Source organism: Bradyrhizobium sp. 187 (assembly GCF_023101005.1).
Classification (GTDB): Bacteria; Pseudomonadota; Alphaproteobacteria; order Rhizobiales; family Xanthobacteraceae; genus Bradyrhizobium; species Bradyrhizobium canariense_D.
In genome coordinates this window covers 401,093-422,566 of record NZ_CP064694.1, presented here as the reverse complement: position 1 = coordinate 422,566, position 21,474 = coordinate 401,093, and the positions used below count along the sequence as shown (strand labels likewise).

The following is a 21,474-nucleotide window of genomic DNA, read 5'->3' as shown; positions in this document are numbered from 1 at the left end:
CTCGTGGCCAAGACGGTCCCAATGTGACAAAGGTTGCGCGGCGGCTGGGCACAAGCTCGTGGCGACTTTCGGGACGAGGCCTCGACAATCTCTGCCTCGTGACCAGGCGGGGCTGCTCTTCCAGTGGCAACGACGCCCCGACACGCAAACGCCGAGAAAGCCCATACGGCCTTTTTAGCTAGGGAGAGACCCAACCGTCTGGCAGCGCATTATCGCCGCGTCTTGCATCTTCGCATTCTTTGCGTACGGCAAAGATTTTCGCGCGCTCATTCTCCAACATGGAAGCAAGCTCAGCGTCCTGCAGTCCTAGACTTTCGCACTCGCGACCGATGCGATCGTACGTTCCGAAGAGCCGAGGCGGAGCAGCCTTCAGCAGACCTTTCAATGCCGTGATCGTGTCGCCCCTAAGCGAAGCCAAGGCCTCCTGGGGCAAGTCCCCAAGCCTGTCGAGAAGGAGAAGCGGCGTCAGATCGGCTTTGAGCCGCTCGAACAGCTGCTCCGCCTGCAATTCAGGCAACCATCTGCTTATCTCGTCGAGGTCGTCGAGCATGACGGGGGCAAGCTGGTTAATGCGATCAAGCCAGGCGTCGCTGGTCGTGCCCTTGACGCGTCCAAATAATGCGCCCCATGCCTTGCGCAAATAATTTCCATTCGTTTCAAGCCTGTGATGAAGCAACATCTCGAAGAGTTTTTCGAGATGCTCGGGGTCGACGCTTTCTACAATCGAGGCGATCCGCTTATCGTCTTGCTGATAGATCATGTCCGCCAGCACGGTGTCGAACTTGGAATGTGCCGGCTGCAGAGCGATCTCGCGGGTGACAGCCTTCCAGATTGTCCCCCGCGTATGATGCGTTCCAAGCCACCAAAGTGGTTGTGGACGGCCGCAATAGACCGACACGGCCGCGTCGAGAAGAGAAAGGGGAGTGTTCCGGACTATGTCGGACGCATCGGCCGAAAGGGCCGAAGGATTCCCAAGAATGAGGTCTTGCAGTTCGGGCGGCACAACGTGTCTTGTCAGCACGACCGCTTGCAACCAACGCAGATCCACGCGATCGCTGGTGAGAACGTCAATAAGGCGGTCCCGTTCGGACTGATCAAGGTTCGGCCAAGCATCGATGAAGTCGCGAATGGTCCCCGCCGCGGCGGTCGTTCCTGGCAGGGCGAGGAGACGCTTCACCAAATCTTGGCGGAGACTAGGCCGCGTTTCCGTCACGTCCAGCAGGATTTCCGAGACGGCCAGGGTGTACTCGTCGGGTATGATGCCGCGAGCAATTTCACGTTCGATCCAGGATGTCCAACTTGTCAGGATCGGAATAACCGCGTCGACCGGCAGCCTTTCACACGCCTCCCCCATGGCCGCGAACAGACGGGTCTCCGAAAAATTGGCATCGGCGGGAAGGACCGCAAGCACAATTGGCATTAGCGCGCCAAACACCGCCCATGGTGGGTTTTCACCCATGTATTCCACCCGGTTGAAGATAACGAGGCGATCGAGCAGAAGCAGCGCGACGAACGGATTGGCCGCGACACGCATCAGACGATTCAAAATGCTCGCCTGGCGGCTTGCCGAGAATTCGCTCCAGCCCAGGCAGACGCCCTTGAACGCACCCAAAATGACAGCTGGATTCTCGTCATCAAAGATACGGGAGAGCAGGGCACGATCGTCGGAGCGGTTTCGAAGCAACCAGAGTTTTGCTGCTTCGGCGCGCAATACGGCTTCGTCGTAGCCGAGCAATCGGCCCATTGCCCGGAGCGTAAGCTTTGCTGGCTTGCGCTTGAAATAGGCGAGCGCCTCGGTCGCTCTTTCGGGAGAGAGGTATGATGCGTCGTCACTTTCGAGCGTCTTCAGCTCGACCGAAACATTGGCCTGCTTCACCTGCCGCAGGTGACGCATGAACCGCTCACGGCCGTCGACGATGCTTTCGCTCGGAAAGACAGCTTCGCCATCCCGCCAACGAATGCCATCCAGGCTCGTGTGCGCGATGGTCCGGACCCAGCCCGGGAGCTCGCTTTTCAGCTCGTCCGAGAGGTCGGTCAAATGGCGAACCAGAAAGGCGAAACACAGGTCCCGCGTTGCGGGATAGATCGAGTGCAGACCGTCGACACAGATCGAGATCAGCTTGTGCTGCGCATCTCTTCTGCCCGCCATCGCCCGGAAAAGCCAGTCGAGATTTCGTGCTGCCGCGCGTGATGTGAGCGGGGAAAGGCTAAACAACGCTCGTTCCGACATCCGCACAACACCGGCCGCAATGCGGGCGCTCGGGCCATCGAGGATCGCTTCCGCGCAGGCACGGTAGTACGGATGCGTGAACGCGATCCGCGGGGACGTCACGGCCACGATTCCGCGGCGCTCGAGTTTCTCCAGATCGATTTCCGCTTCCCGCTCTAGGACGGGCTCCTTGTCATAGGTCGGCGTGATCTCGGTTGGAGGAGTTCCGCCGAGCTGGAGTGCCGGCAATGCGGAGGCAACTTTCCCCGGCAGGGATGTCGTAGCGTCGTCCAGCGCGAAGGCCAGTTCGCGCGCATCGATTGGCGCACTGGGCGTTGACGCTATCGCAAGTGCGGCGAGGAGATCGGCCATGGAGGGCTGGGCCGCAAGGGCATGGCCTAGGCTTCGTGCAGGCTCGCGGGCGAGGCGAACAGCCTGGTCCAGCGGCATGTCATCGGACAAGTCGTTGGATAGTGCCAAATGCTGCAGACAGCCGGGTTCAAGTTCATTCTCCCCGTTGGCAAGCGCAGTGGCCATTCGAGCACGCAAATGTGGCGGCGCGTTTGCGCGCGTTGCCATTTGAATCCACAGACTCTGCAAGAAGTCTGGAGAATATTGCCCGAGATCGGTCCAGGCAATTCCGGTGACGGTGCATGCTCGGAGCTCGGTCCGCCCCAGGGTGTGAAAGATCGCATCCTGCGACTGCGAGACGATGACTTTCCGCCGAACAGATAGCCGCGAGAGCAGTGTCGCCAATCGTTCAAATACGCGACCCGCTTCGGGATCGAGATGCGCGCCGCCGAGCGGGTCGTCCAGGACGAAAAGACGTTGCGCGTTTCCCGGCTCGAGCAGGAAGCGGCTTGCTGTTTCCAGATCAGATCCTTGCTGAACGTCGTATCCGAGTTGCTCGAACTCGGCGGCGACCCACCGCGCCATGGCCGACTTGCCACAACGGGGTGGGCCCGACAGCAGAAGACAGTTCCTGTCCGTCAATGTCGCGATCAGTTCGGATTCAACACCACGAGACACATAGCCTTGGGGGCGAAGCGAGGCCGGGGATGCCTCCGCTAGAACCGCGCGCATCGCCGGAACGGCATCGGTTCCGTCGCTCTTTGCGTCCTTGATCCTCTTGTGTAGCCGGTTGACCATGTCGACGATGAGATCCTGTGGAATGCGGAACTGCTTTTTGAGATGCTGTTCGCAGGCAATCTGAAGATCGCCGTCGCCGATGCGTTCGAAAACGATGACTCTGTCGAGCACCTGACGAACCACATCTGTAGTGAGCTTCGCGACGAACGCGTCCCGGTGGGCCTTCCGCCTGGTCATGAGGTCTGAGTCCGAGCTCGCGGGTAGCGCTCCGAATTCTTGTAGCAATGCTGCCGCGGTCGCCGTCTTGATCCGACCGACTGGCGGAGCCGTTCCATCCCACTTGAAGGGCAGAACGAAGGCGGAAGCCGCGTCGTCGCATCGCCCCGACATGACAAGAAGGGCGATCCTGTCGGGAAAGCCGAGAATCCGCTCGAAGAGACAACCGCTCGCCTGGCGGTCCGGACAGTGCGCCAGGCAGTCGACGATTTTGGCCATTGTTACCGGCCCGCTCGCGCCCTTTACTTGCACCTCGACCACGAGAGGCGCGAGTGCCGATCGTGGCAGGGCCATTTCGGCATCCTCGTCGCCCTCGACAAGGAGGGTGAGGCCGGGACTTGCCCCGAAGCGAAGCATCAATTCGATGCAAACGAGATCTTGGAAATCGAACTTTTGGGGGGCGGTTATCGCAATCGACATCGGCTTCATTTCATACGTTAATTGATCGGGCGGCGCGTGCGCCAATTGTCGGAAGAGCGACGTTGCCGCACGAACTCCTCGTGCGCGAACGCCGCGACGATAGCGCTGGTCGAAGTCCCGTAGATGAGATCTAACGTCTCGCAGAGGGCTGCCGGCTATCTCTTTGAGCGCTCCGAGCGTGCAAAAGCCTTTCGCTCCGCCGCCATCAAGGCTGAGAACTCGAAAAACCGTTGCACCGGTCGAAGAATCGCTCATGCTTTGCTCATCGGTTATGCGCGGCTCTCCTTGGGGCGCCGAGGGCATATGGCCATTTGTTACGCGATCAGCCAAACATACTGTTCCACCAATCCGTCAAGCTGCGTGCCAAGCGACGCCACCAAGGCCATGCTACTTGTGCAAAATAGGCCGCTCGATCGGCATCGTCGCGAATGCGCCCCGCACGGATCGCATCTTTCGACATAGCGCTGGCCCATACGACCTTGTTGTCTCGGATCCAATAGTGCGATTGGCAAGGATGATCCCAATTGCCGATCGACGGTGTCAATGAAACCAGCCCGACGCGTTCGGTGAGCAGATAGTCCGTCTCGCGGATTGGCGTCACGATTTTGGTGCCGCATCCGCATGCGCAGCGGTGGCTTGCGGTGCTAAAGCGTCGCGAAATATAAAGGACCCCGTCGTCCAATGTCTTCGGGATGAAATCGGCGAATGCGGGCCTGAACTCGTTAATTCTCACGCTTTGTCTTCCTTGGTCAGGCCGTGAGTCGCAACGGTGTAGAGCGAGTGATGCTCGCGCATATCGTCAGCGTAGAAGCCGCGTAGTTTCTTCCATTTCTTGACGGCCATGGCGGCATTCAGCATGTTGAGGTCCGCTACTTGGATATTTCGATAGATATCGTTTTCGGCCGGAACGTCGAACGATACGACCTCCGGGATATGACTATAATGCTCTGGCGTGCCGACTGTGAAACGGCTTTGGCCTCGCAGGAACCCTCGATTGTCGATTGAGATATCGATTCCGACATCGATGAAGGAGATGTTGAAGGCGATCAGGCCTTCGAGGATGATCTTTCGCGCCTTAGCGTTGTCGATCGCGACAAAAACGAAGTCAAAGTCCTTCAACTCTGCAAGCTGCTCGGCGCCTACATAGTACGGGTGTCGGATAATGCCGGTGCGCATCCGATCGTAAATGTCGGCGAACCAATCGACTTTCGGTGGGTCTTTTAGTTCTTCCTTCGCGGGAGCGCCAGGGGAACGAAAGGCATTGTGGACGGCGAACACATCGCCGTCGAACAGATGAAGCTCCGCGACGGGCGTCTTGGCCATAAGGTCGAGAATGTAGGACCCCGTGCCGCCGAGGCCGATGATCGCAACCCGACTAGCAAGCAGCTTCGTAATCGCTGCGCCAATCCCGGCCCTCGTTGTCGCCATGTCTGGATAATGGAAAACTCGCCGCGAGGCTTCAACGATCGCCGGCACGGGCTTGTCGCTGCGCGGGTCGCAATCAGGGTCGATAGCCTGGGCCTCGTGCCAGATCAAACGCACATAGGTCCAAATCTTCTCATAATAATCGGGATAGGAAGCTTTGTCGCCGCGCTTCCGCGAAAAGCCTATAGTCGTCCTGATGCCGTCACCCTTATCTGCAGGGTCCTTGTTCGAGATCATTTCCTGCATAACTTCGCCGTCGGCATTGCAGGGGGCCTCTCCGATCCACCAGCACTGATGGTCGGCGACGGGATTGACCGTCACACCGTTCGGACCGATGTCGAGCGTGGTATAAAGTGTGCCGAGCACCACCTCGCGGTTTGATGTGACGGCCGGAATGCCCTCGATCAGAAGATGGTAGGCCGAGCCTTGAACGAGCTTGAGGCGGAAGCCTTCCGCCTCAAGCTTCGTCAGATCGGCGCTGAGCTTAGGATTTATCGGTGTTACGGACATCGAAAATCATCTCCTCGACAACGACGACCGACTGGCCGTGGCGCAAAGATCCTTCCTGTCCGTCGGGCTTCGTCCAGGACACGCTGTAACGGATATCGCCGCCGGTCGGGCCGTGAGGGAAGGCCAGCTTTACAGCCTGGTCGTACGAAATCTTCCGATGCGGCCACGCTTCGGGCGTTCCGTTCACGAAGATCGTCGTCGCCTTCTGCGAATAGAAATGGTCATCCTCCTTGAGTCGCACATGTTCATCTTCGCGCGGGATGAATTCGTCGTCGTGATTGCCGTCGACTTCGCGGAACAGCTTCTTATGCGGCCCCACGTCGCCCAGCGCGTAGAGGGCAGTTCCTGTTGTCGGGTTCGGCGACTCGAAGGTCTGGCGATCGATATGGATGCGAAACAGACGATTCTTTTCAGCTTCAGCCTCAGACATTCCACAGATCCTCTTTATCGGGGCGTGCTCAGGTGTCCCGCCATTGTTGAACATAATCGTTGTGTATTATCTAACGTTCGGACTGTCAATAGCCTACGATTTTGTATCGACAGATCGAACGGGCAGGGGTATAAGTAACTGAATCCGTGAAGGAACTGGAATGTCGCTCGCGACGAAGATCAAGGAATTGCGCGCTGCCAGACGGCAATCTCTTCAGCAGGTTGCCGACGGGGTCCAAACGTCGAAGACCCACATCTGGGACCTCGAGCAGGGCAACAGTGCCAACCCCTCGCGCGAACTCATCGAACGGCTGGCGACGCATTTCAGGATTAGCGTGTCGGAGCTTTTGGAAGAAGATCCGAACGCATCGAGCGAGCCTTCCGAGCTGGTCGCGCTCTACCGCGACTTGAAGACGCTAAGTAAGTCCGATCTAAAAACCATCGAGACCATCATGCGTGGCCTAAAAGAAGCGAAGAAAGAGTAATGGCCGTATCACGGATCGATCTCGCCGATGTCGGCTCGCCGGAAAGACTCGTAATTGAGATCTTCAAAGCCGAGCCTGATCTTCCGATCCCGATCCCGGTTGAAACGCTAGCGATTCAGCTCGGCATCGAAGAAATCAAAGAGCTTGAGAGCGACGGTTTCATAGGCGGTTTGATCACCAACGAGACAAAGTCGCGCGGCGTCGTTCTGGTGCAACGACGAATGAAGGTCGAGCGGCGACGGTTCACCATCGGCCATGAGCTGGGGCATTTCTTAATTCCGGCGCACCGGCCCGGGAAAGAAGACCGCTTCCTTTGTTCGATGAGCGATCTCTTGGAACTCGATCCGAAAATCGCCGACATGCGCCGGCGTTGGGAGGCCGAGGCCAATCGGTTCTCGTCCTTGCTGCTTGTGCCACCGCATCATTTTCGCAAGGAGGCAAACTCGAGCCCTGATCCCGATTTGGGGGAGGTCGTTCGACTTGCTGAGCGGTACGAAGTAAGCAAAGAGGTTCTCGGGCGCGCTTATGTCGGCTATCGTGAAGAGCCTGTCGCTTTCGTCGTTACGCACAACGGGCGCGTCTTGCGCTACTTTTACCGTAAGGGCTCTTTCCCGTTCATTTCAGTCCGGTGGGGCGATCCCGTTCCTAAGGCTTCTCTTCTCATTCGCAAAAATCACGAACAATCGGTGACGAGCGAGATTGAGGAGACCGATGCGGCGCAATGGCTGGATGTTTCTCGCGGCCATCGCGCACCAACCTTGTTCGAGCAAGTCCGTCGCCAACAACAAGGCTACGCACTCATTCTTCTTTCTGTGGAGCCTTCGGAGGAAGATGATGAAGATGACGATAGCAACTGGAATCGTCGCTGACGTAAGCTTAACTGCAGGACACCAGCCTCAGCGCCAACTCCGTGCCCCCGGCGCGGAGAAGCTGCCTGCGGTCCGCTGAATCTGGACAAACTTCCTGTGACCTTGCCCCCAAGTTTTATCCAGTTTTGAGTTCGCTCCGGCAGTTGGACTTGCCCTCTTGGGCGGTGGGAGCGACGGGAGCTGGCGCGGAGCCTTCGGCATAGCGCAGCGCCAGATCCCGGCGCGGGTGACAGGTCATGGCGAACTCGGACGGGGTTCTCCATCCGAGCTGCGAGTGGGGTCGCGTATCGTTGTAGTCGGCCCGCCAGCATCCAAGCGCGACGCGGGCTTGGGCCAATGACGTGAACAGCGTCTCGTTCAAAAACTCATCCCGCAGCCGACCGTTGAAGCTCTCGATGAAGGCGTTCTGCATGGGTTTGCCCGGCGCGATGTAGTGCCACGCGACACGGCTCTGGTCGGCCCATGCGAGAATGGCGTTGCTGGTGAGCTCGGTGCCGTTGTCGCTGACCACCATGCTGGGCTTGCCACGCTCGATCATCAGCCGGTCCAGTTCCCGCGCCACGCGGGTGCCGGAGAGCGAGGTGTCGGCCACCAGCGCCAGGCACTCGCGGGTACAATCATCGACGACGGTCAGGATGCGGAAGCGGCGGCCGCAGGTCAGTTGGTCCGACACAAAGTCGAGCGACCACCGGTCGTTCGGCATCATCGGAACCAGCATCGGCGCCCGCGTCCCGATCGCCCGCTTGCGGCCACCACGGCGACGCACCGTTAGCTTCTCTTCCCGATAGAGCCGGAAGAGCTTTTTGTGGTTGATCAGATACCCCTCCCGCTTGAGCAGAACATGCAGTCGCCGGTAGCCAAAGCGGCGGCGTTCCTGGGCCATCGCCCGCATGCGCTGGCGAAGGCTGGCATCGTCAGCCTGGGTCGTCCGATATCTCATGGTCATGCGGCAGCAGCCGATGGCTTTACACGCCCGCCGTTCGCTCATCCTATGGGCATCCACCAGATGAGCGACAGCTTTCCGCTTCCCGGCGGGCGTCACCACTTCTTTCCCAGGAGATCGCGAGCCTGAGCGCGACTGTCTCGTTGCCTGCCCGCATGAAATTTCTGAATCGTTGGCCCTGATCGAATCATTTATTTAATTGGACGGTCGATTCGGGAATTGCGATTCTGGCGCATGTCCGAACTCACCGTGCAATATCTCGTGCTCGAGCGGCGCGATCCGGCCCGCAACATGGCGCGGTTCTATGTGCTCACGACCGAGCCGACGCTGTTTGGCGATACCGCATTGGTGCGCGAATGGGGCCGTCTCGGTGGGCGCGGCCGACGGCGGCTCGATCTGTTCGATGGTCAGGTGCAGGCCGTCGAGGCCCTCGAGTCCTGGCTCAGGCGCAAAACCCGTCGTGGTTACGTCCAGCGGCACTTTTCGCGCGCGGAGCCGGCGTGCAACGCGCCGCGAGCCGGCCGATCTGGACAAAATGCCAACCAAAGTATATCAAAGTAATCCGAAGTCATGTTCGCTCATATTTCAAGAAGTTCGAAGTATTCCATAATCTATGTTATGCGAACTGAAACACGCCAGCTTTTTCAATGGGATGGGCATAACAGATTCCATAACTAGGAACATCGATCCTACCCTGCTCGTCCGCGTCCGCGGCGTTGTCGATCGGCGCGATCCTGATCTTTTGCGCGCGACAGCCAGTTTTGCGGTTAACTTGCCCCAGGCTGAATGTCGTCACCGCTTCGTCGGTTTGATACTCGTTTCTTCGGTTTGCGGCGTTGGTTGCCCGAACTTGTCTCAGACGAGAATTTGGCACTGAGCAGCGAGCGTGCACCGTTGGGCCGGCGAAAGCCCGGACGGTCGGCCGCGGATCGCACGGAATCTCGGGATCAACCCATACGCGCCCCGGTGCGTGGATGAAGATGGCCCCTACGCCTCCAGACTGGAATCTGTGACTTCCGTAGTCGATCCCACCGAACAAGAAACGGACCGGGCCGTTCGGACCACCGAACACGCACGTTACAGCGTCCTTCGGATCGTCTTCGACGCTCTTCAGCGCGCGATCGAGATCCCGCGTGACGGTGTCGAAATCGATCACGACGACGACGTTCGCCAATGCGTCGACCACGCTCGAAGATCTGCCGGGCACCCCGAGCCGTACGGCCGACCCGACCCGCTGCAGGTCGAGCCCGTCGTAGGAGAGCCGCGCGTTGAGATAGTCGATGACGGCCCGGTGGCGCTCGGGGTCGTCCAAGAAGTCGCGCGGATCGGCCGGGCGCTCGATGATGCTCCTCAGGATGGTCTGGTCGCCTTCGCGGTTGGCGCGTTCGATCGCCTCGACGAGCGTCGGCAATCGCGACCCTGTGCCCATCAGAGCGGCCCTTCCACGAAAGGACTAGGCACGGCAGAACCAGGGCTACTCTTTCGTTGGTCAATTGCACCCTCGCCCGCCCGGTAAGGGGCGCGATCGATGGTGACTTCCAGGTGCCGTCCGCATCCACGGGCGCCCCGCGGAAGATCGGGATTTGAGGAGAACTATGTCTGCGATGACCCGCGCGCCTGTTGAGCGGTGAGGTGCTTCCCTCAACGGTAAGCGTAGCGCCGCGGCCCTTTAGATTGTCTGTGCGCGATCTTGGGAGCACCGTTAGAAGAGTCATCTTCTGCAAGGGTGCTCATAATGGACGACCATTCGGACGACATAAGACGACCATTGACACAGCGTATCGAAGTGTACGCCGGCGCAGGCCGTAAGCAGTGGCCGGATGATTTGAAGGCCCGGATTGTCGCGGAAAGCCTTGAGCCGGGCGCGGTTGTAACAGATATCGCACGCCGGCATGGCTGCCGGCCACAGCAGGTGCATGACTGGCGGCGCCGGGCGCGTTTAGGTCAACTGGTGCTGCCAGCTGCGGCGGGTGCACTGTCGTTTGTGCCGTTGGTGTCGGAATCGTCGCCATCGGCGGCTGCCGCGCCCTCCTCATCGCCGGAAGCAGCCGTTGTGACGGTTGAGCTCCAGGGGGCACGAGTTGAGGTGCGAGGGACGCCTGGACTTGCCGTGCTGAGTGATGTGTTTGTTGCGTTGCGCCGGGCACGTTCATGCTGACGGCTCCCGCTGGCCTCATGATTTACGTTGCGACCCGACCTGTAGACTTCAGGAAGGGCGCGGATGGTCTGGCGCTGTTGGCGAAGGAGACGCTGGGCCACGATCCGATGAAGGGCGTGGCGGTGGTCTTCCGTGCGAAGCGCGCTGATCGGGTGAAGATCGTGGTCTGGGATGGTAGTGGCCTCGTGCTGTATTGGAAGCGGCTTGAGGGCAGCGCCTTCAAGTGGCCGCCGGTCGTTGACGGCGTCATGCGAATGAACGCCGCGCAGTTGTCCGCGCTTCTGGCCGGCATGGATTGGACACGCATGCATGCGCCTCGAATCCCGCAGCCGAAAGCGCTTGCGTAGGACATAAAATCTTCGCTGCATCGGGGCGCGAAGCATGGCAGACTCGGGCCAATGAGTGATTTGCCTGATGAACTGCCGAGCGATCCAGCCGAGTTGCGTGCCTTTGCCGCGGCTCTGCTGGATCGCTGCGCCAGGCTCGAGCGGTTGCTCAAGCTTGCAAAAGACGCGCAGTTCGGTCGATCGTCGGAAAAGCTTGACGCTGATCAGCTCCAGCTTATTCTGGAGGATATTGATCAGGCTGTCGCGGCTCTCGAAGCAGCCGAGGACCGCGCCAATCCCAAAACACGCGAGAAGAGAGCTGCCGAGCGCAGGGCCAATCGTGGCAAGCTGCCGGAGCATTTGCCGCGCATCATCGAGGACCTGATGCCCGCTGCAACCTGCTGCCCATGCTGCGCAGGCGACCTTTTTGAGATCGGTCACGATGAGAGCCAGAGGCTGGACGTCGTACCGGCGCAGTATCGCGTTATCGTCACCCGCCGCCCCAAACTGGCCTGCCGCGCCTGTCACGGCGTCGTCCTCCAGCATGCTGCTCCCGAGCGATTGATCAGGGGAGGACTGCCGACCGAGCGGCTCGTCGCGCATGTGATCGATGCCAAGTATCATTGGCATTTGCCGCTTTACCGCCAGACGCAGATGCTGGCGACGCACGGTATTGCCATCGACCGTTCCACGCTCGCCTTCTGGGTCGGCTATGCGGCCCAGGAATTGAAGCCCTTGTGGCATCGTCTGCGCCAGCTTCTGCTCGCCTCTCCGAAGCTCTGTGTCGATGAGACCCCGGCGCCGGTGCTGGATCCCGGGCGCGGCAGGACCAAAACCGGCTACTTCTGGGCGCTGTCGCGCGATGACAGGCCTTGGGCCGGGCCTGATCCGCCCGGCGTGGTCTATGCCTATGCACCAGGCCGCGGCGCCGTTCATGGCTTGCGACTGCTCGAAGGCTATCGCGGCATCATCCACTGCGACGGCTATCAGGCTTACAAGACCATGATGCGAGAGACGCGTGCGGACGCCTTGTCCGGGACGCTCGCATTCTGCTGGTCGCATCTCCGGCGCCAGTTTGTGAAGATCGAGCGCGAGGCTTCGCCGGCGCCGGCGCCGGTTGCCCGCGAGGCCCTCGAGCGCATCGCCCAGCTCTACGCGGTCGAGAAAGTCCTCCGTGGCCGATCTGACGCCGAGCGCCGCGCGGGCCGGCAGGCGCATGCCCGGCCGTTGGCTGCAGCCTTGAAGCAGTGGTTTGAGGCGAAGCTTGGTCACCTCGCGCAGAAGAGTGAGACGGCGAAAGCTTTACGCTATGCACTGCGTCATTGGGACGGCTTGACGCTCTACCTTGATGACGGGCGCATCGAAATGGACACCAACGCAGTCGAGCGTGCGATGCGGCCGATCAAGCTCAATGCCAAGAACGCCCTGTTCGCCGGGTGTGACGAGGGTGCTGAGAATTGGGCATTGCTGGCGTCGCTCATTGAGACCTGTAAGCTCAACGGCGTCAGCGCCGAGTATTGGCTTGCCGACGTTCTCGCAAAGCTCGTCAATGGCTGGCCGGCGGCACGGCTGGACGAACTGCTTCCCTGGGCATCCACCTATACGATGCATGCACAAGATCCGAGGCTTGCGGCATGAGCCTCAGCACGACCGCGGTCCGGATCAAGGTGACCCTCGAGGACGTGAAACCGGAGGTGATGCGATGCCTTGTCGTGCCGCTCACGCTGCGCCTTGATCGGCTGCATCTGACGCTTCAGGCGGCGTTTGGCTGGACGAATAGCCATCTCTTCGAGTTTTTGGCTGGCGAAGGACGTTGGGGTATCCCTGATCCCGATGGAGATTTTGGCCCTCAGCCCATCGATGCTCGCAAGACGCGGCTCTCCAATATCGTTCACGAGACCGGCGCGAAGACGATCCATTATCTCTACGACTTCGGCGACAGCTGGGATCACGTGATCAAGCTCGAAAAGTGGTTCGACAACACGACAACGGAGGGACTTCCCCTCTTGCTCGAGGCCGCCGGCCGTTGTCCTCCGGAAGATGTCGGCGGTGCGTCAGGCTATACCGAATACCTCGACGCCATCCGCGACCCCACCCATCCGGAGCACGAACAAATGCGCCTCTGGGGCCCTGAGCAGTTTGATCCCAACGTCGTCGACCGGAAGGCGCTCGAGGCCGCCGTCAACGCATTGTCGGAAATATGGAAGCCGCGCCGGCGCACCACGCGTTCAAAATAGACGTCAAGCACCAATCAAATGGGCCTCAGAGCGACGCTTACCCTCAACGCCCTTCCCGCTGCGCGATCCCGTTCCCGTCGGCTCCGATCACTTGGGTGCAGCACCACCCTGCTGCCCGCGGTTGCACGCCCGATCATGCGATCTGCAGTCAATATCTCAGGATGGATTGCGCAGTTCAGCTGAAAGCGCCGCGGCAACCCGGTAGATCGAAGCCTCGTCATAATGGCGGGCGATGAATTGCAGCCCGGCCGACTGGCCGGAAGTCGACATCACCGGCAACGACAAGGCAGGATGCCCTGAGAAATTGAAAGACCCTGTCATTCGCGCCAGAAGCCAGAACGTCGGATGAGTGTTTCCCTGCAGTGCAGTATTCCGCTCACCTTGTGGGGGCGCAAAGATTCCGCAGGTTGGGCTCAGTAGGAGATCAAGTCCGTCGAGCGCCTTATCGTATATCGCCCGCGCGCGAGGACGGCTCCAGAGCGCCTCCAAGTAATCGTCTGCGCTGACATTACGGTTTCCGATCAACCGGCTTCTTACGTCGTCCGCGTAGGGCTTTGCTCCATCGAGCCATTTCCGGTGAAGAGCGGCTGATTCCGCCTTCAACACCGTTTGCATCCAATGATAGGCCTCTTCGGCTTCGTCGACCGCGATCTCCACAACGTCGACTTCGAGCTTTCGGAGAAGTTCACAGGCCTGCTGTAAGGTCGCTTCTATTTCCGGCTCTACGAAGTTCGAGAAATATCCGCGAAGCAACCCAACTCGCATGCCCGCGGGCGAGCGCCGCATTTCACTTACGTAATGTCCCGCCCTATCTGCTAAGACTTCAAGAAGCGTGGCGTTATCCTCAACCGTCGCGGTCATAGGGCCGACATGGTCAAGCGTCCTCGCCAGCGGAAAGACGCCTTCAGTCGGGACAAGACCATAGGTCGGCTTCATGCCAACAATCCCGCAAAGGGCCGCGGGCATGCGCACGGAGCCGCCGGTGTCAGTTCCGATCGCGGCCGGACAAAGTTGCGCTGCGACGGCAGCACCCGAGCCGCTGCTGGACCCCCCTGGCACGCGGGTTCGATCTAAGGGATTCAGCACTGGACCGAAGTGGGAGATGTCTCCTGTAGCTCCTGTTGCAAATTGATGCACATTGGTTTTCCCAACAATGATTGCGCCTTCCGCACGAAGTCGCCTGATCGCCAGAGCGTCAGCAGTCGCTGCTTCGGCTCCAAGAAAGCCTGAGCCTGCCGTGGTTTTCATTCCAGCGACGTCGATGACATCCTTCACGCCGATCGGAATGCCGTGCAAGGCGCCGAGCGACCCCCCACTTTGGCCGACCAAAGTTGCCGAGGCTGCGGCAAGCGTCGCACCCGCACGATCCACTTCTATGAAGGCATTGAAGTCAGACTTCTCGATCCTTCCAAGAACGTCCTCGACGGCCTGCGCCGGAGAGACAGCGTCCGATAAAAACGCGGACTTGAGATCAACGATTGAGCGGGAGCTGTTGAATTTCATCAAGGGCCTCATCACCAGGGGCGCATTAGGCCGCCCAGCGCCATCATGCATGACCTAATGCGCAGCCGATGAATGGTTGGGATCCGGCGACAGAGCTCCGCTCTTTTCGGCTGGCTTGCGCATCTCACGGCGGAGAAATTTTTGGGTTTGTTCCAGTTGAGGGTTATCGATCACCTCCGCAGGCGGCCCGATCTCACAGACTTCGCCCTTATGGAGGAAAGCGACGCGGTCGGCGGAGTCGCGAACAAAGCTAATGTCGTGTGTAACGGCGACCATCGTCATCCCTTCACTCTTGAGAAGACGCATAGTCTCAAGCACTTCGCCGACAAGCTCTGGATCCAAGGCGCTCGTCACTTCGTCAAACAGCATATAGCTGGGCTCCATGGCAAGAGCGCGAGCTATCGCAAGACGTTGCTGCTGGCCGCCTGACATTCGGGATGGAAGACTGTCCGCTTTGTCTCCAAGACCCACATGTTCAAGATGCTTCTGCGCCAGCGCTTTAGCTTCTCGGCTACTGCGTTTCGCGACAACGCGAGGAGCTAGCGCCACGTTCTCCAATGCAGTCAAATGTGGAAATGCGTTGTACTGTTGGAAGACAATCCCGAGTTTTCGCCGCAATGTGTTTATGTTTGTCTTAGGGTCATGGACACGCACGCCGTCGACGACGATTTCACCGCCTTGTATTGGCTCGAGCCCATTGATGCACTGTAGCAGAGTCGATTTTCCAGACCCACTCGCTCCAATCAGACATAAGAGCTCGCCCCGGTTCACATTGAGGCTTATGCCATTAAGTACAGTCAAGGACCCGAATGCCTTGTGTACATCGCGGATTTCGATCATGCGGCAACCTTTCTTTCAAGGTACCGGCCGTATCGCGATATTGGATAGCATATCACGAAATAGAAGAGACCGGTCCCGAGCAACAACAGCCATGTCTCGTGCGTTCTTGTTATCAGGATTTGTGCACTACGCATGAACTCGACATAGCCAATGATGCTTGCAAGCGCAGTATCCTTGATGAGACCGAGGAGCAGGCCAATCCAAGATGTCAATCCGGCCCTGTATGCGAGGGGAATGGATACGTACCGTAGCTCCTGGAAGTAGGTCATACCGAGCGATCTGGCGCCACGCTGATAGTTAGCCGGCACGGACCGAAAGGCAAAACGCGCGACCTCGGCTGTCACCGCTGCCATCCAGGCGCTGAGCGCCGCAATGCCGAACCAGAAAGGCGATGTCGGAAATCCCAAGATGGACAGGACGCTGTTAGAGAGAATGAGCGTGATCACCATCGGCACAGAGCGGAGCATGTCAACGAATGGCGATGTGATAGTCGTTGCCGCGGAAGAGACTGAGCGGATCCAACCTAGGACAGTTCCGAGAACAGTTCCGATGGTTGCCGCACAGATCGCCATTTGCACAGTGTTGATTGCACCGTTAAGCAGGAAGAAACTGTCTGACCATTGCAGACCCTGGTTTGCCAGCTGAAACTGCATTTTCAGCTCCTGTACATCGCGCGGTAGACCAGTTGCGCTGAAAACTGCAGGATCTTGGCCATTATGTAGTAGATTACTGCGGTCACGATGAAGAACTCGAAAGTACGAAAAGAGACTGATTGGGCGTAATTAGCGGCGCCGGCTAGTTCGCGAAGCCCGATCAACATTCCAAGGGATGTATTTAACAATCCCCAGATGCCCTGCGTCACATAAGCGAAGAAGACGACGTTGAAGACCTGCGGAAAAATGACGTGAGCAAACCCTTGAAATCTTGTTAAGCCGAGCGATCTCGCTCCTGACATTTGCTGGAAAGGTATCACTCCAAGCCCACCCCGAAATATTTCAGCCAAATATCCGGCGTTGTTGAATGTAATCGCCGCAAGGAGCGAAACGTAGCTCGATATGTTGATGCCAAGTGCCCCAAGTCCGAAGTACATCAGATAGACTTGGAAGACGCACGGAGTATTCCTCGAGAGTTCGACCCATGTCGTAGCCGCGATGTAACACCAGCCATTCTCCAACTGTCGTGCCACGGCCATGGGCAAAGCGATCAACGTCCCCAAGACAAGGGAGAGGAACGCAATTTGAAGGCTCACCCCCGCTCCCGCGAGGAGATCCGGAAGTGCGCTCCAGACGAGCGGCCAGTAGAATTGATAGTTTAGCATGTGAGCTTATCTTGAGGATGGGTGGCGAGTTCGATGCGTCGCCACCCGCACTCGAGGCCGCAGGACGGCACCTAAAACAAACGCTTTAGTAGCTGACACCGCTGGCCGTGAGCGGCGGGATCTCACCATTTCCGAAGTACTGCTTGTAAAGCTCGGCAAAGCGCCCGCTCGAAACCTGTTGGAAGACAAAAAGCTTTGCCCAGTTCAGGAATAATTGGTCATCGCGCAGGACCGCGATTGCGGCGAGGTCGTTAAGAGGCGCCAAGCCGGCCGACTCGAATTCCGGAAACTGCCCACTTTGGTGCAGGGCGTTGTATACGACTGCAGATTGAAGGATGGCGTCTACCTTGCCCTGCTGCAGCGCCATGTAGGCGTCAGTGTCGTTGGCAAAGCTGTAGTATGCGGCGCCACTGCTCTTCCATCCCTTGTCGATCTCAGAATTGAGCAATTGCTCGGTCGTTGTGCCAGTGACACCACCCAGCTTCGCTCTCTTCAGGTCAGCATAGGATTTAATGTTCGCGCCTTTGCGCGTGACGACGATAGTGGTGTAATTGACATAAGGCTGGGTGAAAGCAACCGATAATCCGCGCTGTGCAGTAGCAGTTGTTCCAGCAATCAAAACGTCAATGCGCTTTGAAACCAGTGCTGGGATGCGGTCGGGCGAAGGCGTCTCCACGATCTCAGCCTCGGCTCCCAACACCTTTGCCATATCCTTGCAGTAGGCAACGTCAAACCCATCAGGCTTGCCTTGCTGATTCCGGAAACCGGAAGGCGGATTATCCAGCATCGCGCCACAGCGAAGCTTCTTAGATGCAATGACTCTGTCGAGCGTCGAGTCCGCGCTCGCATGCCCCAAGGACACCACAGCTAGCAAGCTCGATACCGCCAGTGTCGCGAAAAATGACTTCATAACGCAGTCCCTCCTCTATTTGCCTTATTGATTTAAACGTCTCCCGAGCGCTGCGCCCATGTCTCCCGCTGTGTGGCATTATTTGGGCGCGGATTACCTCCGCGCCCCATTGACCTATACCAAGTTCTGAATGAACCATAACATCAGTAGCGGATTGCGCAAGAACAATTTGTCTGAGCTCTACCGCAGCCGATATGGCACGCTCGAGATCCGGGGAGTGCGGCCAGCGACGAGATCGGAGATGATGCCGGCGGTCATCGGCGCTCCACTGATGCCTGGATGACCAGGGCCAGTAGCGAACAAGATCGCGGCATGCCTCGGATGGCGGGCAATGATCGGGAGACTGTCTGGCGTCGATGGTCTTACGCCCATCCAGTCGATCACTTGGCCGATGGATAAGTCCGGCAGCATTGTGCGGGCGTAGTCCTGCAGCTTTCTCTTTTGCTTCGCATCACGCGGCGCATTGGGCGCGTCAAATTCGGCAATGCCCACGACCCGCAGCTCGTCGTCGAGCGGCGTGGCAACGAAGGCCAAGGCCGCGTCCGTGACTGGGCGGCTGATGGTACCGGAAGCCCCGGGCATGGTGATGTGGTAGCCACGTTCACTGGCCAGCGGCAGGGAAACTCCTAGTGGAGCGACTCTAACGCTTGTTTCCCGCGTTTGACAGCGGCGAGGACACGCTTTGGATCGGCGGTCCATACGAAGGGTTTGGGATCGGCGTTTGTCTCGGCGACGAAGCGGTTGATGGCGACTTGCAGGTCAACGACGGATCGGAACACGCCTCGCTTGAGGCGACGGCGCGTGAGCTTGGCGAAGAAGCCTTCGACCGCATTGAGCCAGGATGCAGAGGTCGGGTGAAGTGGAACGTCCAGCGGGATGCCGAGCCAGCCATTGGCGTACCTTCGGATGCTTGTGGGTGGCATAGTTGTGGACGATGGCGTGGATTACTTTCCCTGCCGGGACCTGCTCCTCGATCGTGTTGACGAAGCGAATGAACTCCTGGTGGCGATGGCGCTGCATGTTGCGGCCGATGACGGTGCCGTCGAGGACGTTGAGGGCAGCGAACAGCGTGGTGGTGCCGTGACGTTTGTAGTCGTGGGTCATCGTGCCGGCACGGCCCGGCTTCATCGGCAACCCTGGCTGGGTGCGGTCGAGCGCCTGAATCTGGCTCGTTTCGTCGACTGAGAGGACGACCGCATGGGCGGGAGGATCGACATAGAGGCCGACGACGTCCTTGAGTTTCTCGGCGAACTTCGGGTCGTTCGACAGCTTGAACGTACGGATGCGATGCGGCGCGAGTTGGTGGGCTTCGAGGATACGCTGCACCGAACGCAGGCTCACCCCTGCGGCTTTCGCCAGCATCCGGCCGGTCCAGTGGGTTGTTTCTCCCGGCGGCGGCCCGAGCGCCAGGTCGACCACTCTCTGCACGGTGCCCGTCGGCAGCGGTGGTTTGCCGGGCTTTCGCGTCTTGTCGCGCGTTAGCCCTTCGACACCCTCCGCCATGAACCGGGCCTGCCATCTCCACACCACGGGCTTGGAGGGCGCATGATCTCGGCGGTGCCACAGCCGTCGGCAGTGGCAAGAATGATGTTGGCCCGCCACACGTGCTTCTGAGGTGCGCTGCGATCCGAGACGATCGCCTCAAGCCGATGGCGGTCCGCCCGGGTCACCTTTACGATAGTTCCTGCTCTCATGCCCAGAGCTTGAACTGCTTCGGTCGATTTGGGAATCTTCGAATGAATCAGACCACTAGCGATCGCGCAAGATCCCGGCTCCCGATGCCGGCCGCAACCACCACCATGTCGTACCGGTGAGATCCGGTGCTCGTCTGCAGCACAACTTCTTCGGGTGCTAAGGTACTATAGCCTCAACCCGGGCCGACAGGATCGAAGCGCCAAGCGCAGCTGCCCGATCCATCAGACCCGCTACGAGGGCCGGCGGCGAAATTACATGCCCACTGTCGGGAAAGTATATCCCGCGCTTGTAGCTGGGGGACAAAGCCGGCTCCAACTCGCGCAGCTGCTCCGCGCCCAGTCTCTCAAAAGACACTCTGCGCGGCATTCGCAGACTGGCTATGCGCTCATCCAGCGCGCTAGGTGATACATCGCGCCATACATGGAGGGCACCATTCGGCCGGAACAAGCGTTTCCAATCGGTGTCACCGAGCATATCGCGATAGAGTCCAGCGCACGGTTGGTTAAGGGCGTGCAGCGCCGCATAAGCAGCCTCCCAAGCCTACGGGCGCCCCGGTGCGTAAGAAGCGGACCAGCCATGGGAGGGTGCGGGGTAGCTCGCGCGGGGCAAGCCGCACTGGGCCGTTGGCGTCAGCGAACCAGCGCAGTGCACGCCACACGATGCCGGGGTGAGTCATGGGCAAGGCAGATCCTGCATTGTATTGGCGGCCGTTGCCCCAAGAGCAACCATGACCGACGCGCCCTTTCTCGACCAACGTGACGCGATGCCTTTCCCGCGCCAGCATGAACGCGCAACTCACGCCGACTACACCGCCGCCAATAACAGCAACAGTACACCGTTTAGGCATGCAATATCTCCCATCCACGCCAATCAGCGTGGTCCTCGATAACCCAGCGAGGCCACCGGCAGCTCCGTCTGGAGCCAGGAATTGAAATAGATCAAATAGATGTATTATCTGGTCTGATTGTGTCGGTACAATAGCTTATCGCAGCTTTCAATGAAATTTCCACGTTCGCCCCGCCGGGCTTCAGGATCATCACCCGCCGCACCGCGGTCGATTTGCTCGAAGGCTATCTCATCCTCTCCAGGCACCCGCATTGCGCGGGCCTTGAAGCATGGCTCGGGATGCCCCCGCGGAAGATCTTGTTGTACAGAAGTAAAACTGGAAGTCGGGCTCCGCGTTTCGCCTTGCAATAAAGCTTTCTCTGAAGGCTCCTGATCTTATCGGGAGTAGGCTCCTCGCCAATCTACTCTATGCCCACGTCCCCATCTACAAAGGCGCTGACCTCGCCCCCTGGACTTAGTCCAGATTGAAGTTCGCTCTGGCCCATATGAGGACCAAAACATGAAGCGCAGCCGCTTTACGGAAGAGCAGATCATCGGGATATGGAAGGAGCACGAGGGTGGCGTGTCGGTTGCCATTTGTGCCGGAAGCACGGCGTCAGCGATGCCAACATCTACAAATGGAACCAAGTTTGGCGAAATGGAGGTCTCGGAGGCCAAGCGGCGGAGGACGCTGGAGGACGAGAACACGCGGCCGAAGCGGCTTTTGGCCGACGCCATGCTGGACAATGTGGCTTTGAAGGATCTCCTGGGAAGAAGTGGTGGCGCCCGCGGGCAAGCGGAAAGCTGTCGCCCATCTCGTGGATGCCCACGGGATGAGCGAACGGCGGGCGTGTAAAGCAATCGGCTGGTGCCGCATGAGCGCAGTCGCTTCGGCTATCGGCGCCTCCATGTTGTGCTCAAGCGGGAGGGCTATCGGGTCAACCACATGGCCTAAATCGCACGCGCGAGGCTGAGGCAGAATGTTCTCCTTAGTGCAAACGAGGAGC

General features: G+C 59.2%; 20 protein-coding genes and 3 pseudogenes. 8 read left to right on the top strand and 15 right to left on the bottom strand.

Annotated features, from left to right (window positions below):
- Window positions 1-178 precede the first annotated feature (178 nt).
- From IVB19_RS39175 to IVB19_RS39160, 4 genes are all read right to left on the bottom strand, one after another.
- On the bottom strand, window positions 179-4,249 hold the full coding sequence (locus IVB19_RS39175; RefSeq protein ID WP_247821894.1) for an nSTAND3 domain-containing NTPase: 4,071 nt from the start codon (window positions 4,247-4,249) through the stop codon (window positions 179-181).
- A 67-nt stretch (window positions 4,250-4,316) separates the two neighbouring features.
- A complete protein-coding gene (locus tag IVB19_RS39170) occupies window positions 4,317-4,727 on the bottom strand; it encodes a ubiquitination-like system serine protease family protein (RefSeq protein ID WP_247821893.1) in 411 nt (136 codons plus the stop codon).
- Entirely contained in the window at window positions 4,724-5,929 is a 1,206-nt protein-coding gene (locus IVB19_RS39165) for a ThiF family adenylyltransferase (protein ID WP_247821891.1), read from the bottom strand. Before IVB19_RS39165 ends, IVB19_RS39170 begins: the two co-directional genes overlap by 4 nt.
- On the bottom strand, window positions 5,904-6,359 hold the full coding sequence (locus tag IVB19_RS39160) for a multiubiquitin domain-containing protein (RefSeq protein WP_247821889.1): 456 nt from the start codon (window positions 6,357-6,359) through the stop codon (window positions 5,904-5,906). The genes IVB19_RS39165 and IVB19_RS39160 overlap by 26 nt, the downstream gene beginning before the upstream one ends.
- Window positions 6,360-6,519: 160 nt before the next feature.
- Between IVB19_RS39160 and IVB19_RS39155 the strand changes: the two genes are divergently transcribed.
- Window positions 6,520-6,843 (top strand): helix-turn-helix domain-containing protein, encoded by a 324-nt coding sequence (locus IVB19_RS39155; protein WP_247821888.1) that lies wholly within the window; start codon window positions 6,520-6,522, stop codon window positions 6,841-6,843.
- Complete coding sequence (locus IVB19_RS39150; protein WP_247821887.1) at window positions 6,843-7,712, top strand: ImmA/IrrE family metallo-endopeptidase; 870 nt, start codon at window positions 6,843-6,845, stop codon at window positions 7,710-7,712. The genes IVB19_RS39155 and IVB19_RS39150 overlap by 1 nt, the downstream gene beginning before the upstream one ends.
- A 115-nt stretch (window positions 7,713-7,827) precedes the next feature.
- Here the strand turns inward: IVB19_RS39150 and IVB19_RS39145 are convergent.
- Window positions 7,828-8,766: pseudogene (locus tag IVB19_RS39145) on the bottom strand (IS3 family transposase); the annotation flags it as partial.
- Between the two features lie 123 nt (window positions 8,767-8,889).
- Between IVB19_RS39145 and IVB19_RS39140 the strand changes: the two are divergent.
- Complete coding sequence (locus IVB19_RS39140; RefSeq protein WP_346283670.1) at window positions 8,890-9,216, top strand: WGR domain-containing protein; 327 nt, start codon at window positions 8,890-8,892, stop codon at window positions 9,214-9,216.
- A gap of 55 nt (window positions 9,217-9,271) precedes the next feature.
- On the opposite strand, the gene IVB19_RS39135 is transcribed toward IVB19_RS39140, so the two are convergent.
- Window positions 9,272-10,066, bottom strand: a complete 795-nt coding sequence (locus IVB19_RS39135; RefSeq protein WP_247821885.1) for a hypothetical protein — start codon at window positions 10,064-10,066, stop codon at window positions 9,272-9,274.
- 324 nt (window positions 10,067-10,390) lie between these two features.
- Here IVB19_RS39135 and tnpA point away from each other — a divergent pair, with 324 nt between their 5' ends.
- Genes tnpA through IVB19_RS39115 form a run of 4 tightly spaced genes read left to right on the top strand, consistent with a single transcriptional unit; the run spans window position 10,391 to window position 13,376 of the window.
- Window positions 10,391-10,813 carry an IS66-like element accessory protein TnpA gene (gene tnpA, locus IVB19_RS39130; RefSeq protein ID WP_247365184.1) on the top strand — a complete coding sequence of 141 codons (423 nt, stop codon included), beginning with the start codon at window positions 10,391-10,393 and terminating at the stop codon, window positions 10,811-10,813.
- On the top strand, window positions 10,807-11,160 hold the full coding sequence (gene tnpB, locus IVB19_RS39125) for an IS66 family insertion sequence element accessory protein TnpB (protein WP_091898177.1): 354 nt from the start codon (window positions 10,807-10,809) through the stop codon (window positions 11,158-11,160). Before tnpA ends, tnpB begins: the two co-directional genes overlap by 7 nt.
- A 51-nt stretch (window positions 11,161-11,211) precedes the next feature.
- Window positions 11,212-12,777, top strand: a complete 1,566-nt coding sequence (tnpC, locus tag IVB19_RS39120) for an IS66 family transposase (RefSeq protein WP_247476114.1) — start codon at window positions 11,212-11,214, stop codon at window positions 12,775-12,777.
- The gene (locus IVB19_RS39115; RefSeq protein ID WP_247384563.1) at window positions 12,774-13,376 is read left to right on the top strand and encodes a plasmid pRiA4b ORF-3 family protein; all 603 of its coding nucleotides are present in this window, start codon (window positions 12,774-12,776) and stop codon (window positions 13,374-13,376) included. The genes tnpC and IVB19_RS39115 overlap by 4 nt, the downstream gene beginning before the upstream one ends.
- 156 nt (window positions 13,377-13,532) lie before the next feature.
- On the opposite strand, the gene IVB19_RS39110 is transcribed toward IVB19_RS39115, so the two are convergent.
- The 9 genes and pseudogenes from IVB19_RS39110 to IVB19_RS39070 form a co-directional block, all read right to left on the bottom strand.
- Window positions 13,533-14,879, bottom strand: coding sequence for an amidase (locus tag IVB19_RS39110; RefSeq protein WP_247821881.1), 1,347 nt, complete (start codon window positions 14,877-14,879; stop codon window positions 13,533-13,535).
- Window positions 14,880-14,933: 54 nt separating this feature from the next.
- Window positions 14,934-15,719, bottom strand: coding sequence for an amino acid ABC transporter ATP-binding protein (locus IVB19_RS39105; RefSeq protein ID WP_247821879.1), 786 nt, complete (start codon window positions 15,717-15,719; stop codon window positions 14,934-14,936).
- On the bottom strand, window positions 15,716-16,372 hold the full coding sequence (locus IVB19_RS39100; RefSeq protein ID WP_247821878.1) for an amino acid ABC transporter permease: 657 nt from the start codon (window positions 16,370-16,372) through the stop codon (window positions 15,716-15,718). Before IVB19_RS39100 ends, IVB19_RS39105 begins: the two co-directional genes overlap by 4 nt.
- Before the next feature lie 2 nt (window positions 16,373-16,374).
- The gene (locus tag IVB19_RS39095; RefSeq protein ID WP_247821876.1) at window positions 16,375-17,037 is read right to left on the bottom strand and encodes an amino acid ABC transporter permease; all 663 of its coding nucleotides are present in this window, start codon (window positions 17,035-17,037) and stop codon (window positions 16,375-16,377) included.
- A gap of 85 nt (window positions 17,038-17,122) precedes the next feature.
- Window positions 17,123-17,947: a transporter substrate-binding domain-containing protein gene (locus IVB19_RS39090; protein WP_247821875.1), complete on the bottom strand. Its 825-nt coding sequence runs from the start codon at window positions 17,945-17,947 to the stop codon at window positions 17,123-17,125.
- Between the two features lie 180 nt (window positions 17,948-18,127).
- Entirely contained in the window at window positions 18,128-18,529 is a 402-nt protein-coding gene (locus IVB19_RS39085) for an NAD(P)/FAD-dependent oxidoreductase (RefSeq protein WP_247821873.1), read from the bottom strand.
- 44 nt (window positions 18,530-18,573) lie between these two features.
- Window positions 18,574-19,641 (bottom strand): annotated as a pseudogene (locus tag IVB19_RS39080) (IS630 family transposase).
- Between the two features lie 157 nt (window positions 19,642-19,798).
- Entirely contained in the window at window positions 19,799-20,116 is a 318-nt protein-coding gene (locus tag IVB19_RS39075; RefSeq protein ID WP_247821871.1) for an FAD-dependent oxidoreductase, read from the bottom strand.
- A gap of 28 nt (window positions 20,117-20,144) precedes the next feature.
- The gene (locus IVB19_RS39070) at window positions 20,145-20,489 is read right to left on the bottom strand and encodes an FAD-dependent oxidoreductase (protein ID WP_247821869.1); all 345 of its coding nucleotides are present in this window, start codon (window positions 20,487-20,489) and stop codon (window positions 20,145-20,147) included.
- A gap of 498 nt (window positions 20,490-20,987) precedes the next feature.
- On the opposite strand from IVB19_RS39070, the pseudogene IVB19_RS39065 reads away from it, so the two are divergent.
- Window positions 20,988-21,413 (top strand): annotated as a pseudogene (locus IVB19_RS39065) (transposase); the annotation flags it as partial.
- Window positions 21,414-21,474 lie beyond the last annotated feature (61 nt).

Bases quoted from the DNA above. Each gene is read 5' to 3' on its own strand.
- IVB19_RS39090 (WP_247821875.1), bottom strand. From the start codon at position 17,947: ATGAAGTCATTTTTCGCGACACTGGCGGTATCGAGCTTGCTAGCTGTG.
- tnpC (WP_247476114.1), top strand. From the start codon at position 11,212: ATGAGTGATTTGCCTGATGAACTGCCGAGCGATCCAGCCGAGTTGCGT.
- IVB19_RS39140 (WP_346283670.1), top strand. From the start codon at position 8,890: ATGTCCGAACTCACCGTGCAATATCTCGTGCTCGAGCGGCGCGATCCG.
- IVB19_RS39115 (WP_247384563.1), top strand. From the start codon at position 12,774: ATGAGCCTCAGCACGACCGCGGTCCGGATCAAGGTGACCCTCGAGGAC.
- IVB19_RS39095 (WP_247821876.1), bottom strand. From the start codon at position 17,037: ATGCTAAACTATCAATTCTACTGGCCGCTCGTCTGGAGCGCACTTCCG.
- IVB19_RS39085 (WP_247821873.1), bottom strand. From the start codon at position 18,529: ATGCCCGGGGCTTCCGGTACCATCAGCCGCCCAGTCACGGACGCGGCC.
- IVB19_RS39165 (WP_247821891.1), bottom strand. From the start codon at position 5,929: ATGTCCGTAACACCGATAAATCCTAAGCTCAGCGCCGATCTGACGAAG.
- IVB19_RS39160 (WP_247821889.1), bottom strand. From the start codon at position 6,359: ATGTCTGAGGCTGAAGCTGAAAAGAATCGTCTGTTTCGCATCCATATC.
- IVB19_RS39110 (WP_247821881.1), bottom strand. From the start codon at position 14,879: ATGAAATTCAACAGCTCCCGCTCAATCGTTGATCTCAAGTCCGCGTTT.
- IVB19_RS39075 (WP_247821871.1), bottom strand. From the start codon at position 20,116: ATGCTCGGTGACACCGATTGGAAACGCTTGTTCCGGCCGAATGGTGCC.
- tnpA (WP_247365184.1), top strand. From the start codon at position 10,391: ATGGACGACCATTCGGACGACATAAGACGACCATTGACACAGCGTATC.
- IVB19_RS39175 (WP_247821894.1), bottom strand. From the start codon at position 4,249: ATGAGCGATTCTTCGACCGGTGCAACGGTTTTTCGAGTTCTCAGCCTT.
- IVB19_RS39150 (WP_247821887.1), top strand. From the start codon at position 6,843: ATGGCCGTATCACGGATCGATCTCGCCGATGTCGGCTCGCCGGAAAGA.
- IVB19_RS39105 (WP_247821879.1), bottom strand. From the start codon at position 15,719: ATGATCGAAATCCGCGATGTACACAAGGCATTCGGGTCCTTGACTGTA.
- IVB19_RS39100 (WP_247821878.1), bottom strand. From the start codon at position 16,372: ATGCAGTTTCAGCTGGCAAACCAGGGTCTGCAATGGTCAGACAGTTTC.
- IVB19_RS39070 (WP_247821869.1), bottom strand. From the start codon at position 20,489: ATGCCTAAACGGTGTACTGTTGCTGTTATTGGCGGCGGTGTAGTCGGC.
- tnpB (WP_091898177.1), top strand. From the start codon at position 10,807: ATGCTGACGGCTCCCGCTGGCCTCATGATTTACGTTGCGACCCGACCT.
- IVB19_RS39155 (WP_247821888.1), top strand. From the start codon at position 6,520: ATGTCGCTCGCGACGAAGATCAAGGAATTGCGCGCTGCCAGACGGCAA.